Raw genomic sequence first — 15,201 nt, forward strand, 5'->3', positions numbered from 1 at the left:
CGCACGCGACCTCGTCCTGCGCATCTATCCGTCTCCCGTCGGGCGCGCCGGGCAAACAGCGCGGAAGGGTGAGGCCATTGCCTCCTGTGTGGCTTGCCCTTCGTTTTTCTCCACCGCAACTCCGCCTTCCGTCTTGACGCGCCGCCTCCACCCCCGCTAGGGGCGCAGCCTTCGCGGCGACCGTAGTTCAATTGGTTAGAGCGTCGGCTTGTGATGCCGGAAGTTGCGGGTTCAAGTCCCGTCGGTCGCCCCATTTTTTCACCCGATTCCGGATCTTGCCGCCCGATGCGGCGCCGGTGCCGATCGGGACTAGCCAAAGCGGCTCTGAAATAATATTACCGCCGCTCGCAATATTCAGCCAAGCGGAGCAGGCCATGACCTCGGTGTGGGATCTTCCCGATTTCGACAGCCATGAAGGCGTCCATACCTTCACAGATCGCGAATCGGGCCTGCGCGCGATCATCGCGGTCCATTCCACCCATCTCGGCCCGGCTGCGGGCGGTGCCCGCTTCTGGCATTACGCCTCGGGCGATCAGGCGGTGACCGACGCGCTGCGCCTGTCGCGCGGCATGAGCTTCAAGAATGCGATGGCCGGCCTCGCGCTGGGTGGCGGCAAGGGCGTGATCCTCGCCGACCAGCCCGGTGCGGTGATCGGCGACGAACGGCTCAAGGCCTTCGGCCGCGCGGTCGAATCGCTCGGTGGCCGCTATGTCACCGCGGAAGACGTCGGCATGTCCGAAGCGCGCATGAAGGTGATCGCCGGCGAGACGAAATACGTCAGCGGCCTGCCCGTCGAAAGCGGCGCGGCGGGCGGCGATCCCGGCCCTTACACGGCGCACGGCGTCTACCTCGGCGTCCGCGCGGCGGCGAAGCGCGGCCTCGGCACCGACGACATGCGGGGCGTCCATGTCGCGATCCAGGGCGTCGGCTCGGTCGGCGGCGGCCTCGCCCGGCTGTTGGCGAAGGACGGCGCGCGCCTGACCCTCGCCGACGTCGATGCGGAGCGGGCGAAGGCGCTCGCCGCGGAGCTGGGGGCGGAAACGGTCGCCGCCGGTGCGATCCTCGGCGTCGAGGCGGACATCTTCAGCCCCAATGCGCTCGGCGCGATCCTCACCGAGGCGACGATCCCGACGCTGGTGGCGAAGGTCGTTGCCGGCGGCGCGAACAACCAGCTCGCGACGCGCGAGGATTACGACCGCCTCCACGACCGCGGCATCCTCTACGCACCCGATTACGTCATCAATGCCGGCGGCATCATCAACGTCGGCCTCGAATATCTCGGGCAGGGCGACGAGGCCGAGGTGATGGCGCGCATCGCCCGCATCCCGGCGCGGCTCGACGAGGTCTGGGACGAAAGCGAACGCACCGGCCGCCCCGCGGCGGAGGTCGCCGACACGATCGCGCAACGGCTGATCGGCCGCGGCTGAATTGGCCGCCGAAATCCTCCCTCGCACCGCAGCGGGGGAGGATCGACGGCCTGTTACGCTGCGAACATGCGCCACGGCGCACATGCGTTGGGCAGTCCGCCACGTAATGCCTTGGTATAGCGGCCGAAAGTCGCCACCGCTGTCCTATTCGACCCCGCCACACTATCGCGCGGAGCGCCACGACCGCCGCTCCTTCTCAGCGCGAATCGTCGCCAGAATCGAAACGATAGGTCCCGATCGTTTTCGCCAAGGTGTTCATGTTGCCCATGTCGGCGGTCATCGTCCCGCCGCGACCACCAACGCAGGTGACGCCGCCCATAAAGCTTCGTATGGCGGATGCAGCCGTGTCGACCCTTCATGCCCTTGCCAACCCTGCGCGATTCCTGAAGCTCGCCCGTCCGTTGACGCCGGCGCTGCTGATCGGCGGCTGGCTGCTGCTCGCGATCGGCTGCTGGGCGGGACTGACGCAGACGCCGCCCGACTATCTGCAGGGCGAGAGCGTCCGCATCCTCTACATCCACGTCCCCGCCGCCTGGCTCGGCATGGGCGGATGGAGCGGCCTCGCGATCAGCAGCATCGCCTTCCTCGTCTGGCGCCATCCGCTCAGCCATCTCGCCGCGCGCGCGATCGCGCTGCCCGGTGCGACCTTCGCCGCAGTCTGCCTCGTGACGGGGTCGATCTGGGGCCGGCCGACGTGGGGCACGTGGTGGCAATGGGACGGGCGGCTGACCTCGATGCTGCTGCTCTTCTTCGTCTATTGCGGCTATATGGCGCTCGCCCGCGCCGATGCCGATCGCGGCGGCGATGGCCGCATCCCGGCGCTCTACGGCATCGCCGGCACCGTGCTGCTGCCGATCATCCGCTATTCGGTGATCTGGTGGAACACACTGCACCAGGGGCCGTCGATCGGCCTGACGCGGTCGAGCATCGCCGGCAGCATCCTGTGGCCGCTGGGCTTCACCATGGCCGGCTTCACCCTGCTGTTCGCCGCCATCGTGCTGATGCGGATGCGCGCCGCGCTGGCGCGGGTGAAGGCCGAGGCGCGGCTGCGGCGGATGGCGCGCGCATGAACGCCTGGCCGTTCATCGCCGCCGCCTATGCCGTCACGATCGGCGCGGCCGCGGTGCTGACCCTCGTCAGCTATGTCGCGATGAAGCGCATCGAGAAATGAAGGCCAAGCATCAACGGCTGACGCTGGCGCTGCTCGGCGTCGCGGCGGTGGTCGCCGCGGCGCTGCTCGCCATGTCGGCGCTGAAGGATCAGGCATCGTTCTTCTACGCGCCCGCGGACGTGCAGCGGCAGGGCCTGCCGCTGGGCCGCGCGGTCCGGCTCGGCGGGATGGTGCAGGCCGGCTCGATCCGCCGTGCACCCGATGGCGTCACCGTCCATTTCGTCGTCGGCGACGGCATCGCGACCACCCCGGTCACCTTCGCCGGTATCACCCCCGACCTGTTCCGCGAACGCTCCGGCGTCGTCGCGGAGGGGCAGTTCAACCGCGACGGCAGCTTCACCGCGACCAACCTGCTCGCCAAGCACGACGAAAAGTACATGCCGCCCGAACTGGCCGGCAAGATGCACGAAACCAAGACGCTGGAGCCATGATCGCCGAAGGCGGCCTCGCTGCGCTGTGGTTCGCCGCCGCGCTCGCCGCGCTGCAACTGGCGATGGCGGCCCTGGGCCTGTGGCGCGGCCAGCCCGAGCCGGTCGCCGCCGTCCGCCCGATCGCGATCGTCCAGGGCGGGCTCGCCGCCGTCGCGATGGCGGCGCTGATCGCGCTCTTCCTCGCCAGCGACATGTCGGTGCGACTGGTGGTCGAGAACAGCCATGCGGCGAAGCCGTGGCTGTACAAGTTCGCCGGGGCGTGGGGCAATCACGAAGGGTCAATGCTGCTCTGGGTGACGATCCTCGGCCTCGCCGGCGGAGCGGTCGCGATCCTCGAACGGCGGCTGCCCGAACGGACGTTGATCGCCACCCTCGGTGCGCAGGCGGGGATCGCGCTCGGCTTCTACGCCTTCCTGCTCTTCGCCTCCAACCCCTTCGCGCGGGTCAGCCCGGCGCCCGCCAACGGCCTCGGCCTCAATCCGCTGTTGCAGGATCCGGGTTTGGCCTTCCATCCGCCGACGCTCTACATCGGCTATGTCGGCATCTCGGTCGCCTTCTCCTTCGCGGTCGGCGCGCTGGTGACGCGCGACGTCGGCCCCGCCTTCGCCCGTGCGATGCGGCCATGGGTGCTGGCGGCGTGGATTTTCCTGACGCTCGGCATCACCGCGGGCAGCTATTGGGCCTATTACGAGCTCGGCTGGGGCGGCTGGTGGTTCTGGGACCCGGTCGAGAACGCCTCGCTGATGCCGTGGCTGGCGGCGACCGCGCTGCTCCATTCGGTGACGGTGCTCGCCACCCGCGACGGCCTGCGCGCCTGGACGGTGATGCTCGCCGTGGTCGCCTTCTCGATGTCGATGATCGGCACCTTCCTCGTCCGCTCCGGCATCCTCACCAGCGTCCACGCCTTTGCCGTCGATCCCGAACGCGGCGCCTTCATCCTTGCGCTGCTCGCCATCTATATCGGCGGCGCGCTCGCGCTGTTCGCCGCCCGCATCGGCACCGTCCGCGCCGGCACCACCTTCGCCCTCGTCAGCCGCGAGGGCGGGCTGGTCGTCAACAATCTGCTGCTGTCGGTCATCCTCGGCATCGTCCTGATCGGCACGCTCTACCCGCTGGTCGCCGCCGGCTTCGGCGTACAACTGTCGGTCGGCCCGCCCTTCTTCAACAAGGCGGCCGGCCCGATCGCGCTCGCGCTCGTCGTGGCGATGGCGGTCGGACCGCTGCTGCGCTGGCGGCGCGACGATGCCGGCGCGTTGCTCGACCGGCTGATCTGGCCGATCGCCGCGGCCGGCTTCACCGGTGCGGCCCTGGTCGTCCTCGCGCCGCCGGGCGTGCTGCCGCTGTTCGGCCTGTCGCTTGCCGCCGGCCTCGCGGTCGCCAGCGTGCTGCCGCTGGTCGGGCGCAATCTGCGCCGCACGCCGCTGTTCACATGGGGCATGGTCGTCGCCCATCTGGGGATCGCCGTCAGCCTTGCCGGCATGGCCTGCGACAGCGCCTATACCAGCGAGACGCTGGTTGCTGCCGCTGTCGGCCAGCCGGTCCGCGTCGGCCCCTATGTGGTGAAGCTGGACGGCATCAAGCCGGTCGTCGGACAGAATTGGTCGGCGCTCGAGGCGCGGCTTAGCGCCACCCGCGACGGCGAGACGATGGTCCTGCGCCCGCAGTCGCGCTATTTCTCCGATCCCGTCACTACCACCAGCGAGAGCGCGATCGCGACCGAATGGGACGGCCAGCTTTATACGGTGCTCGGGCAGGCGGACGGGCAGGGGCGCTGGCAGCTGCGGCTGTGGTGGAAGCCGTTCGTGACGCTGATCTGGTTCGGCGGCGTGCTGATCGCGCTCGGTGGGGCGCTGTCGCTGGTCGGCCGCTGGCGCCGCGAACGCCGCACCGCCGCGCGGGAGGCCTACGCGTGAGGCGCTGGCTGATCTGGACGCCGCTGGTGCTGTTCGCGTTGCTGTTCGCGATCGTCGCGGGCGGCCTCTTCAAGCCTGCCGATCGCGTCGTCCGCTCGGCGTTGGTCGGCAAGCCGCTGCCCGATTTCACCCTGCCGCCGATCGCGCCCGGCAAGCCCGGCCTGTCGAGCGCCGCCTTCCGTCAGGGCCAGCCGCGCCTGCTCAACATCTTCGCCAGCTGGTGCATCCCCTGTGCCGCCGAATCGCCACAGCTCGTCCGGCTAAGGGCGATGGGCGTACCGGTCGACGGACTAGCGATCCGCGACACCGCGCCTGCGCTGGGCGATTTCCTGCGCCGCAACGGCGATCCCTACGACCGGATCGGCGACGATCGCCAGAGCGCGGTCCAGCTCGCGCTCGGTTCGTCGGGCGTCCCCGAAAGCTTCGTGATCGACGGCCGCGGCCGCATCGTCCTCCAGCATGTCGGCGACATCCGCGCCGACGACGTCGCGACGATCGCCGCCGCGATCCGGGACGCGAAATGAAGCGGCTGTTGCTCCTGGTCGCGCTTGCTGCGGCGACGCCCGCGTCCGCCGATCCGTCGACTCCGCCCGCGGCACTCGCCTATACGCAGTTGCGCGACCCGGCGCAGGAAGCACAGGCGCGCGACCTGATGGCGACGTTGCGCTGCGTCGTCTGCCAGGGACAGTCGATCGCCGACAGCGACGCCAGCATGGCCGGCGACATGCGCGCGCTGGTCCGCAGTCGCATCGCCGCGGGGGACACGCCCGAGGCGATCCGCGCATGGCTGGTCGAACGCTATGGCGATTACGTCACCTACGATCCGCCAATCGGTGCGGCGACCTGGCCGCTGTGGCTGGCACCGATCGCGCTGCTGGTGCTGGGCGTGGTGATCGCCCGGTCGAGTTTCCGGCGGACGCGGCGCTGATGGGCTGGTTGATGCTCGTCCTGATTGCGCTCGCCGCCGCCGCGGCGTTGGTGCTGCTGCGCGTGAACCGGCTGTTGTGGTCGATGATCGGTTCCGCGCTGATGCTCGGCGCGGCGGGCTATGCGTGGCAGGGGTCGCCGTCGCTGCCGGCGAGCGATGCCCGAGCCGACGCGCAGCGCCTCGCCGACGATCCGTCGCTGATCGACCTGCGCGAACGCATGCTCGGCCGCTTTACCGCCGATTCCGCCTATCTCACCGCGTCTGACGCGATGGCGCGCGCAGGTGACCGGCGTTCGGCGGTTCGCGCGATCCTCGGCGGGCTGAACCGCTATCCGCGCAGCGTCATGCTATGGACCGCTCTCGGGACGACGCTGGCCGCGCATGACGGCAACGTCCTGTCACCGCCGGCGCAATTCGCCTTCGATCAGGCGATCCGCGTCGCGCCGCTGCATCCCGCGCCGCATTTCTTTCTGGGTCTGGCCCATATCCGCGCCAACGACTACCGTGCCGCACGTGGCCAATGGGCCAAGGCACTCGCGCTATCGCCCGAAGGGGCGTCGTACCGCCGCGACATCGCGCTGCGCCTGCAACTGCTCGACCGTTTGCTCGCCGAGCAGGCGGGGTAAGGCGACGGATCGGCACCCGGTAAACCGTCCCGTCCCCACCGCATCGGCGGCGGGGACGGAGCGCCGGATCACTGACCGCGGCCGGTCTTGTCCTGCAGGGCATCGATCCGCTTCGACGCATCCGCCTTGGTCAGCGTGTCTTCGAACGCCTCGCCGGCTTCCTCGCTCAGCGTCTTGAGATAGCTCGCCTGCGCGCCGGTCATCGCCTCGTCGCCGGTCGTCCAGTCGTCCGGATCCTTCTCGGCGTTCGAGGTCGGGTGCGTCTTGGGGTTCTCGGGTTCGGACATGGTTGAAGCCTTCCTTGGTTCGAAGGCTTCAACCATCGTGTTCCTTATCCGTTCCACGCCTCGTACGGCAGCGACAGGTCGTCGGCGACCGCCTTGAACGCGATCTTGCCCTTGTAGACGTTGAGGCCGTTGGCGAGGTGCGGGTCGGCCTTCATCGCCGCTTCTGCCCCCAGATTGGCGAGCTTCAACACGAACGGCAGCGTCGCATTGTTGAGTGCGAATGCGGAGGTACGCGCGACCGCGCCGGGCATGTTGGCGACGCAATAATGGATCACGCCGTCGACCTCGAACACCGGGTCCTCGTGCGTCGTCGCATGGCTCGTCTCGAAACAGCCGCCCTGGTCGATCGCGATATCGACCAGCACCGCGCCGCGCTTCATCGTCCGGACCATTTCGCGCGTCACCAGCTTGGGCGCCGCGGCACCCGGCACCAGCACGGCGCCGATCACCAGGTGCGCATTCTTCACTGCCGCCGCGATCGCCGCCTTGCTGGCATATGCCGTCTTGATCTGACTGCTGAAGAACATGTCGAGCTCGGCGAGGCGATCGTTCGAGATGTCGTAAATCGTCACGTCGGCGCGCATGCCGACCGCCATCTGCGCCGCATTGACGCCCGACACGCCGCCGCCGAGGATCGCGACCTTTGCCGGCGCCACGCCCGGTACGCCGCCGAGCAGCACGCCGCGGCCGCCCTGCTCCTTTTCGAGGTAATGCGCGCCGACCTGCACCGACATGCGGCCCGCGACCTCGCTCATCGGCTTGAGCAACGGCAGGCCGCCGCGCGCCGCGGTGACCGTCTCATAGGCGATGCAGGTCGCGCCCGACCTCATCAGCCCCTCCGCCTGCGGCTTGTCCGCGGCGAGATGGAGGTAGGTGAACAGCACGTGCCGCGGTTCGAGCAGCGCGATCTCGCTCGCCTGCGGTTCCTTGACCTTCACGATCATGTCGGCGGCGGCGAACACCGCAGCGGGATCGGGCAGGATCGTCGCGCCGGCGTCGATATAATCCTGATCCTCGAAATCGATGCCGCTGCCGGCCTTCGTCTCGACGACGACCTCGTGGCCCGCCGCGACCAGCTCCGCCACCGACGGCGGCGTCAGGCCGACGCGATATTCGTGGTTCTTGATTTCCTTGGGAACGCCGATGCGCATGTTTATCTCCTCTTCCGCTGCGGGTCATACAGCGTGTCGGGCGGGAGAAGGTCGCAATGTCATCCAGCGGGCAGCATGCGGACAGGATATCCTCGCGCAGCAATCGGGTGTAGCGCGAAATCCATGCTCGACGCCCTCGACAACCGGATTCTTGGCCAGCTGCTCGCCAATTCCGACCTCACCAGTGCCGAACTTGGCGAGGCGGTCGGCCTGTCGCCCAGCGCGGCGCACCGCCGCGTCGGCTCGCTGAAGGAGCGCGGCTATATCGCCGGCTTCCGCGCGGTGCTGACCAAGGCGGCACGCGGCAATCCCAGCGTCGTCCTCGTCAACGTCACCCTGCGCGACCAGCGCGAGGAGACGATGGCTGCGTTCGAACGCGAGATCGCAGAGATCCCCGAAATCCGCGACTGTTTCCTGATGAGCGGCGAGGCGGACTATATGCTGCATGTCGAGGTGCGCCGCGACGACACCTTCGAACGCATCCACCGCGAAACGCTCGCCCGCCTGCCCGGCGTCACCCGGCTCGCCTCGCATTTCGTGATTCGCGAGGTGTTTAGGCGTCCCTGACCGGCACGGAACGTCCGCGCGATCGACGCGGATCGGCGGCGTCGGCGTTGCTCCCGTCGTTCAGCCCATGCTAAGGCACGCGGTTATGGAACAGGTTGGGAACAGCGCCGGTCTTCGCGTCTTGTCGGATCGGCCGGACCGCTCGTGAGCGCTCCCGTACCGGCCGCGCTCCCCGCCGCGCGCAGCGAAGAGGGGGATCACGGCCACCACGACGGCATGGTCAAGCTGGCGGTCGGCGCCATCGGCATCGTCTTCGGCGATATCGGCACCAGCCCGCTCTACGCGTTCCGCGAAACCTTTGCCGGGCATCACCAGCTCGCGCTCGACCCGCTGCACATCATGGGCGTGCTCAGCCTGATGTTCTGGTCGATGATGATCGTGGTGACGATCAAATATGTCGCGATCATCATGCGCGCCGACAACAAGGGCGAGGGGGGCAGCCTTGCCCTGCTCGCGCTCGTCTCCGGCCGGACGAAGAGCAAGCGCTGGTCGACCGGGATTATCCTGCTCGGCGTCTTCGCGACCTCGCTCTTCTACGGCGATTCGATGATTACGCCCGCGGTCACCGTGCTCAGCGCAGTCGAGGGCCTCGCCGTCGCCGCGCCTGCCTTCGCCGGGCTGGTCCTGCCGATCGTCATCGCCATCCTGATCGCCCTGTTCTGGGTGCAGAAGAGCGGCACCGCGCGGATCGGGCTGGTGTTCGGGCCGATCATGCTGGTCTATTTCAGCGTCATCGCCGTGCTCGGCCTCATCAGCGTGGTGCAGACCCCGGAAGTGCTCTGGGCCTTCTCGCCCCACCATGCGGTCGAATTCTTCCTGCTTGATCCGGTGCGCGCCTTTCTGGCGCTGGGGTCGGTCGTGCTCGCGGTGACCGGAGCCGAGGCACTCTATGCCGACATGGGGCATTTCGGCCGCAAGCCGATCGGCCTGTCGTGGCTGGTGTTCGTCCTCCCGGCGCTGATGTGCAACTATCTGGGGCAGGGCGCCCTGCTGTTCCGCGAGGGGCAGGAGGCGCTGAGGAGCCCGTTCTACATGCTCGCGCCCGACAGCCTGCAGCTGCCGCTGGTGATCCTCGCGACGATGGCGGCGATCATCGCCAGCCAGGCGGTGATTTCCGGCGCCTTCTCGGTGACGCAGCAGGCGATCCAGCTGGGCTTCATGCCCCGGCTCCGTATCGAGCATACCAGCGCCGCCACCGCCGGGCAGATCTACATTCCGCTCATCAACTGGATGCTGATGGTGATGGTGATCCTGCTGGTGCTGTTCTTCCGCACCTCGTCCAACCTCACTTCGGCGTACGGCATCGCCGTGACCGGCGCGATGTTCATCGATTCGTGCCTGCTCGGGGTCGCGCTGACCCGGCTGTGGAACTGGCCGCTCTACGCCGCCGCGCCGCTGCTGGCGTTGTTCTTCCTCGTCGACGGCGCCTATTTCTCGGCGAACCTCACCAAGGTGCCCGACGGCGGCTGGTTCCCGCTGATGGTCGGCTTCATCATCTTCACCTTCCTGACGACCTGGTCGAAGGGGCGGCAGCTGATGATGGACCGGCTGCGCGAGGCGGCGATGCCGATCAAGGTGTTCATCACCTCGGCCGCCAATTCCGCCAGCCGCGTGCCGGGCACGGCGGTGTTCATGACCTCGACCGCCGATGGCGTGCCGCACGCGCTGCTCCACAACCTCAAGCACAACAAGGTGCTGCACGAGCGCGTCATCCTGCTGACGGTGAAGATCGTCGCCCAGCCCTATTGGCCCGAGGCGGAGCGGGCGACGAACGATGCGATGGGCGAGGGCTTCTACCGCCTCGTCCTGCGCTATGGTTTCATGGAGGAGGTCGACGTGCCGGCCGCGCTGAAGCGGGTCCACGAATGCGGCGCCGACTTCAAGATGATGGACACCAGCTTCTTCCTGTCGCGGCAGACGCTGCTGCCGTCGGAACGGCCCGGCATGATGCTGTGGCGCGAAAAGCTGTTCGCCTGGATGCTGCGCAACGCCGAAAGCGCGATGGAATTCTTCCGCCTGCCCACCAACCGCGTGGTCGAGCTCGGCAGCCAGGTCGAGATTTGAGCGACGCGTCGGGGCCCGCGCCGATCCCTGCGCCGATCCCTGCGCCGATCATCGTCACCGCCGTCTTCGGGCGGCGCGATCAGGGCTGGTTCGACGCGCAGCGCGCCGCGCATTTTCCGCCCGAACGCAACCAGCTCGCCGCGCATTTGACGCTGTTCCACCACCTGCCGCCCTCCGCGGCGGACGAGCTGAAGCATCGCCTGTCGGCACTGACGCGCGGCGTGCGTGCGCCCAGGGCGCGTGTCGGCGGCCTGATGTCGCTCGGCCGCGGCGTCGCCTATCGGATCGAATCGCCGGAACTGGTCGCGATCCGCCGCGATCTCGCCGAGGCGTTCACCGGCCTGCTGACCCCCCAGGACGCCGGCGGCTGGCGTCCGCACGTCACCATCCAGAACAAGGTGCAGCCGAACATCGCCAAGCTGCTGATGACCGCGCTGGGCCGCGATTTCAAACCCTGGGACGTCGAAATCGCCGGCCTGGCGACCTGGTGGTATCGCGGCGGGCCGTGGGAGGCGCTTTCCCGTCACATGTTCGCTTGACGGACGCCGCATCCCCCACTTATAGGCGCGCCCTCACACGGCGGGGCGGAGTAGCTCAGCTGGTTAGAGCACGGGAATCATAATCCTGGGGTCGGGGGTTCAAGTCCCTCCTCCGCTACCATTTTTGGTAGTGCCGCCGTCGTGATCCGAACGATTTGGTAACGCTCGCCGTGCGAGGATCGGGACAGGTCCCGGTCGAGGCGCGACGATGTCGTATCATTTTCCCAACGAGCGCCGTCGCATCGAGCGGCGCGTCCTGCCCGCCACGGGCCATGGCGGACCCGAGCGTCGGCTGGCGCAGCGCCGCGCGACCGAAGTGAAGCTGGTCCGCAAGTCCGAACCGATGCACCGCGGCGTATTGTGGGCCGCCGTGCTCATGACGATGGTCCTCGCCGACAGCGTCTTCCTCGAGGGTGCCTATCGCCACATGGTGCTGGACTGGATTTCCGCCTGTGCCGCCAGCGTCCGCGAATGGTCCGCGCACGTCTGGGACTGGGGGCACTAGCCGAACACGCCCCAGGGGTCGTTCAGCGCCAGCATCGTATCCGCGCGGGCGAGCGCGACCAGCGTCAGGCCATGGGCGCGGGCGTGATCGATCGCGAGGCTGGTGGGCGCGGAGATGCCGACCAGCAGCGGCGTCGCCGATACCAGCGCCTTGTCGACCATCTCGAAACTGATCCGCGACGTCACCAGCGTGAACGCCGCCGCCTCCACGCCCGCGCGATGGCCGATCAGCTTGTCGAGCGCGTTGTGGCGGCCGACATCCTCGAACAGCGACAGGATCGCGCCTGCCTCGGACGCGGCGGCGGCGGCATGGACCGCGCCCGTCGCCGCATTCAGTCGCTGGTGGTCGCGCAGGTTGGCGAGCGCGGCGAAGATCGCGCCCGAACGCACGGCGGGGCGGGGCGGGCGGCTCGCAACGGGGCGGACCAGCTGTTCCAGACTGGCGATGCCGCACAGGCCGCAGCTGGTATCGCTGGTGCGGTGGCGGATGCGATCGCGGATGCGGTCGCGGCAATGGTCGGCGAGCGCGATGCGGACGATCCAGCCCGCCGGCGCTTCGAAGGCGTCGACGGCGATCACGTCCGCCGACGTATCCGCCAGCCGCTCGGTCAGCATGAAGCCGGTCGCGAACGCCTCCAGATCGGTGGGCGTCATCATCATCACCGCATAACCGAGCCCGTCGACCTCGATCGCTACCGGGGCCTCGACCGCGATCTCGCGGGTGCCGGGGGCCGTGGTGCCGTCGGGGTAGAGGATGCGGGTGGGTTCGGGGCGGGATGGCGTCATAGCGCCGCCAGATCCTCCGGCGTGTTGACGTTGGCAAGCGGTGCCGGCGAAGCAAGCGGCAGCGCGCCGATGCTCCGCGCCCAGCCCTGCACCGACCGGCGATCGGACGCAGCGATATGCGCGAGCAACCCGTCCGCCAGCGCCGCGGGCCAATGGCCGAGGATCGGTGCATCGATGCAATAGCTCGGCGCCCGCCGCAGCAATGCGTCGAGCAGGTCGGGCGGCAGGCGCGGCATGTCGCAGCCGATGGTCAGCACGGTGTTAAAGCCGTGACGCGCCGCATGATCCAACGCGCCCGCGATCCCCCCCAATGGCCCGAGGCCGGGGTCGGGCAAGTCGGCGACGCCGCCCGCACGCCCGACGACGATCACCGCATCTACCCGCGCGCCGACGACGTCCCGCGCATGCGTCAACAGCGCCTTGCCATCGAGCATCGCCGCCGCCTTGTCGCTGCCGAAACGGCTGGAGCGGCCGCCGGCGAGGATCGCGCCGAGGATCAGCCTGCCTTCTCCAGCCGCACCGGCACCGACTTTGCCGCCGGCACATGGCTCTGTTCGGCCTTGTGGGTGACGGGGATCAGCACGTTGCATTCCGGATAATAGCCGCCGACGCAGCCGCGCGGGATGTCGTACGGAACGACCAGCAGCTTGGCGACGCGGCGGTCGGCATTGGCACCGGCATCGCCGACCATATCGACATGATCATGCTCGGCGAGGCCCATCTCGGCCATGTCGGCGCGGTTCATCAACACCACGTCGCGGGTGCCCTTGATGCCGCGGAAGCGGTCGTGATACCCGTAGACGGTGGTGTTGAACTGGTCGTTTGAGCGCAGCGTCATCAGCCGGAACCGGCCCGGCGCCTCGTCGAAACCGGTCGCGTTCAGCGCGGTCGGCACGTTGAATTCCGCCCGGCCGCTCTCGGTCTCCCATTCGCGATGCGCCGCCGGCACGCCCTTCCAGAACCCGCCCGGCGTCCACATCCGTTCGTTGAACCGGTCGAACTTGTCGGGATAGGTCGCCTCGATCGCGTCGCGCACCAGCCCGTAATCGCCGACCCATGCGTCCCAGTCGACCTTGGGGTTGGGCGCCAGCGTCGCCTTGGCGATCCCCGCGACGATCGCGGGTTCGGACAGCAGGGTATCCGCCGCCGGCGTTGCCCGGCCGCGCGATCCGTAGATGCGGCTGAAGCTGTCCTCCATCGTCACCGCCTGCGCGCCGCCCGCCTGTTCGTCGGTTTCGATCCGGCCGAGGCAGGGCAATAGGTAACAGGTCTTGCCGGGCAACAGGTGCGTGCGGTTGAGCTTGGTCGCGATGCTGACGGTCAGGCCGAGGCGCTGCCACGCTGGCTCGATCGTCGCCGTGTCGGGAACGGCACGGGCGAGGTTGCCGCCGAGACCGACGAACGCCTGTGCGCTGCCGTCGATGATATGCTCGCACGCCGCGACCGTATCCCAGCCCTTTTCGCGGGGCGGTTCGAAATCGTACAGCGCCTTCAGCCGGTCGAGCGGCGCGAGCTCGGGCTTTTCGGTGATCCCCACCGTCCGCTGCCCCTGCACGTTGCTGTGCCCACGCACCGGTCCGAAGCCCGCGCCGGGTTTGCCGACGTTGCCGCGCAGCAGCATCAGGTTCACCAGCGTGTGGATATTGTCGATGCCGTGGACGTGCTGGGTCAGCCCCATGCCATAGACGCAGATCACCCGTTCCGACTTGGCATAGACCGCGCCCGCCGCCTCTAGGCCCTGTCGCGTCAGCCCGCTTTCATGCTCGATCGTCGCCCAGTCGGTCGCGCGGGCCTTGTCGGCGAAGGCCTCGAACCCTGTCGTGTGCCGGGCGATGAAGGCGTGATCGAGGATCGCAGGCGCGCCGATCCGCTGGCACTGGTCGTCCGCCTCGATGACATATTTGCAGATGCCCATCAGAGCGGCGATGTCGCCGCCCGCTTTCACCTGATGATATTGGCTGGCGATCGGGGTCGACTTGCCGGTCGCCATCTCGATCGGGTTCTGCGGATCCGTGAAGCGTTCTAGGCCGCGTTCCTTCAGCGGGTTGAACACGACGATCTTGACCCCGCGCTTGGCGCAGTCGCGCAGGGGATGGAGGAAGCGCGGGCTGTTGGTGCCGGGATTCTGCCCAAAATAGAAGATCGCGTCGCACGTCTCGTAGTCCGACAGGTGGATCGTGCCGACCGGCGACCCGATCGCCGACTTCAGCCCGACCGAGGTCGTCTCGTGGCACATGTTCGACGAATCGGGCAGATTGTGGCTGCCGTACATCCGCGCCATCAGCGCCCACATATAGCTCGTCTCGAGGCTGGCGCGGCCGGAGGCGTAGAAGACCACCTTGGTCGGGTCGTAACCCTTGAGGTGCGTGCCGATGTCGGCGAACGCCTCGTCCCAGCCCACGGCGACATATTTGTCGGTGGCGGCATCGTATTTCAGCGGATGGGTCAGTCGCCCGGCCTGTTCGAGGTCGAAGTCCTTCCAGCCGCGCAATTCGGTGACGGTGTGCTCGGCAAAGAAGGCGGGGGTGTTGCGGTAGTTGGTCAGCTCCCACGCAGTCGCCTTGGCACCGTTCTCGCAGAATTCGGCGATGTGGGGATGCGCGGGCTTTCCCCAGGCGCAGGACACGCACATCACGCCGCCCGGCTTGTTCAGCCGGGTAAGCTCGCGTGCGGTTTCCGGCCCGACCTTCTCGCGCAGCGAGATTTCCGCGAGGGATTTCATCGATCCCCAGCCCCCCGCCGCGCCGGTGTAGGGTTTGGTATCGATCGTATCGTCGCTCACGGTGCGCACCCTTTTCGTCATCGAT

17 protein-coding genes and 2 tRNA genes are annotated in these 15,201 nt (G+C 68.3%); 13 read left to right on the top strand and 6 right to left on the bottom strand.

Features of this window, described 5'->3' with window-relative positions; genetic code table 11:
• Positions 1–176: 176 nt before the first annotated feature.
• Together AC1RTO_RS03630 and AC1RTO_RS03635 are read left to right on the top strand one after the other, a co-directional pair.
• Positions 177–253: transfer RNA gene (locus AC1RTO_RS03630), tRNA-His, on the top strand.
• A 121-nt stretch (positions 254–374) separates the two neighbouring features.
• The gene (locus AC1RTO_RS03635) at positions 375–1,427 is read left to right on the top strand and encodes a Glu/Leu/Phe/Val dehydrogenase family protein (protein WP_493159548.1); all 1,053 of its coding nucleotides are present in this window, start codon (positions 375–377) and stop codon (positions 1,425–1,427) included.
• A gap of 196 nt (positions 1,428–1,623) precedes the next feature.
• On the opposite strand, the gene AC1RTO_RS03640 is transcribed toward AC1RTO_RS03635, so the two are convergent.
• Positions 1,624–1,746: a hypothetical protein gene (locus tag AC1RTO_RS03640; RefSeq protein WP_493159549.1), complete on the bottom strand. Its 123-nt coding sequence runs from the start codon at positions 1,744–1,746 to the stop codon at positions 1,624–1,626.
• A 10-nt stretch (positions 1,747–1,756) separates the two neighbouring features.
• Here AC1RTO_RS03640 and ccmC point away from each other — a divergent pair, with 10 nt between their 5' ends.
• The 6 genes from ccmC (at position 1,757) to AC1RTO_RS03670 (ending at position 6,496) form a co-directional block, all read left to right on the top strand.
• Positions 1,757–2,497, top strand: coding sequence for a heme ABC transporter permease CcmC (ccmC, locus tag AC1RTO_RS03645; protein WP_493159550.1), 741 nt, complete (start codon positions 1,757–1,759; stop codon positions 2,495–2,497).
• 97 nt (positions 2,498–2,594) lie between these two features.
• A complete protein-coding gene (ccmE, locus tag AC1RTO_RS03650) occupies positions 2,595–3,029 on the top strand; it encodes a cytochrome c maturation protein CcmE (RefSeq protein ID WP_293878078.1) in 435 nt (144 codons plus the stop codon).
• Entirely contained in the window at positions 3,026–4,942 is a 1,917-nt protein-coding gene (locus AC1RTO_RS03655; RefSeq protein WP_493159551.1) for a heme lyase CcmF/NrfE family subunit, read from the top strand. Before ccmE ends, AC1RTO_RS03655 begins: the two co-directional genes overlap by 4 nt.
• The gene (locus AC1RTO_RS03660) at positions 4,939–5,466 is read left to right on the top strand and encodes a redoxin family protein (protein WP_493159552.1); all 528 of its coding nucleotides are present in this window, start codon (positions 4,939–4,941) and stop codon (positions 5,464–5,466) included. The genes AC1RTO_RS03655 and AC1RTO_RS03660 overlap by 4 nt, the downstream gene beginning before the upstream one ends.
• Positions 5,463–5,870, top strand: coding sequence for a cytochrome c-type biogenesis protein (locus tag AC1RTO_RS03665; RefSeq protein WP_493159553.1), 408 nt, complete (start codon positions 5,463–5,465; stop codon positions 5,868–5,870). The genes AC1RTO_RS03660 and AC1RTO_RS03665 overlap by 4 nt, the downstream gene beginning before the upstream one ends.
• An 11-nt stretch (positions 5,871–5,881) precedes the next feature.
• The gene (locus tag AC1RTO_RS03670; RefSeq protein WP_493159554.1) at positions 5,882–6,496 is read left to right on the top strand and encodes a tetratricopeptide repeat protein; all 615 of its coding nucleotides are present in this window, start codon (positions 5,882–5,884) and stop codon (positions 6,494–6,496) included.
• 68 nt (positions 6,497–6,564) lie between these two features.
• Here AC1RTO_RS03670 and AC1RTO_RS03675 read toward each other — a convergent pair whose 3' ends face one another.
• Together AC1RTO_RS03675 and ald are read right to left on the bottom strand one after the other, a co-directional pair.
• The gene (locus tag AC1RTO_RS03675; protein WP_493159555.1) at positions 6,565–6,783 is read right to left on the bottom strand and encodes a DUF3072 domain-containing protein; all 219 of its coding nucleotides are present in this window, start codon (positions 6,781–6,783) and stop codon (positions 6,565–6,567) included.
• A gap of 44 nt (positions 6,784–6,827) precedes the next feature.
• A complete protein-coding gene (ald, locus tag AC1RTO_RS03680; protein ID WP_493159556.1) occupies positions 6,828–7,934 on the bottom strand; it encodes an alanine dehydrogenase in 1,107 nt (368 codons plus the stop codon).
• 123 nt (positions 7,935–8,057) lie between these two features.
• On the opposite strand from ald, the gene AC1RTO_RS03685 reads away from it, so the two are divergent.
• From AC1RTO_RS03685 to AC1RTO_RS03705, 5 genes are all read left to right on the top strand, one after another.
• Positions 8,058–8,501 carry an Lrp/AsnC family transcriptional regulator gene (locus AC1RTO_RS03685; protein WP_493159557.1) on the top strand — a complete coding sequence of 148 codons (444 nt, stop codon included), beginning with the start codon at positions 8,058–8,060 and terminating at the stop codon, positions 8,499–8,501.
• Positions 8,502–8,645: 144 nt separating this feature from the next.
• Complete coding sequence (locus AC1RTO_RS03690; RefSeq protein ID WP_493159558.1) at positions 8,646–10,565, top strand: potassium transporter Kup; 1,920 nt, start codon at positions 8,646–8,648, stop codon at positions 10,563–10,565.
• A complete protein-coding gene (locus AC1RTO_RS03695; protein ID WP_493159559.1) occupies positions 10,562–11,104 on the top strand; it encodes a 2'-5' RNA ligase family protein in 543 nt (180 codons plus the stop codon). The genes AC1RTO_RS03690 and AC1RTO_RS03695 overlap by 4 nt, the downstream gene beginning before the upstream one ends.
• A 44-nt stretch (positions 11,105–11,148) precedes the next feature.
• Positions 11,149–11,225, top strand: a tRNA-Met gene (locus AC1RTO_RS03700).
• 87 nt (positions 11,226–11,312) lie between these two features.
• A complete protein-coding gene (locus AC1RTO_RS03705; RefSeq protein WP_493159560.1) occupies positions 11,313–11,609 on the top strand; it encodes a hypothetical protein in 297 nt (98 codons plus the stop codon).
• Here AC1RTO_RS03705 and fdhD read toward each other — a convergent pair.
• Genes fdhD through AC1RTO_RS03720 form a run of 3 tightly spaced genes read right to left on the bottom strand, consistent with a single transcriptional unit; the run spans position 11,606 to position 15,176 of the window.
• Complete coding sequence (gene fdhD, locus AC1RTO_RS03710; RefSeq protein WP_493159561.1) at positions 11,606–12,394, bottom strand: formate dehydrogenase accessory sulfurtransferase FdhD; 789 nt, start codon at positions 12,392–12,394, stop codon at positions 11,606–11,608. The two genes, AC1RTO_RS03705 and fdhD, sit on opposite strands and share 4 nt — an antisense overlap.
• Entirely contained in the window at positions 12,391–12,894 is a 504-nt protein-coding gene (gene mobA, locus AC1RTO_RS03715; RefSeq protein ID WP_493160322.1) for a molybdenum cofactor guanylyltransferase, read from the bottom strand. Before mobA ends, fdhD begins: the two co-directional genes overlap by 4 nt.
• Positions 12,891–15,176: an FdhF/YdeP family oxidoreductase gene (locus tag AC1RTO_RS03720; protein WP_493159562.1), complete on the bottom strand. Its 2,286-nt coding sequence runs from the start codon at positions 15,174–15,176 to the stop codon at positions 12,891–12,893. The genes mobA and AC1RTO_RS03720 overlap by 4 nt, the downstream gene beginning before the upstream one ends.
• Positions 15,177–15,201 lie beyond the last annotated feature (25 nt).

The organism is Sphingomonas sp. GW821-FHT10F09 (assembly GCF_058809195.1).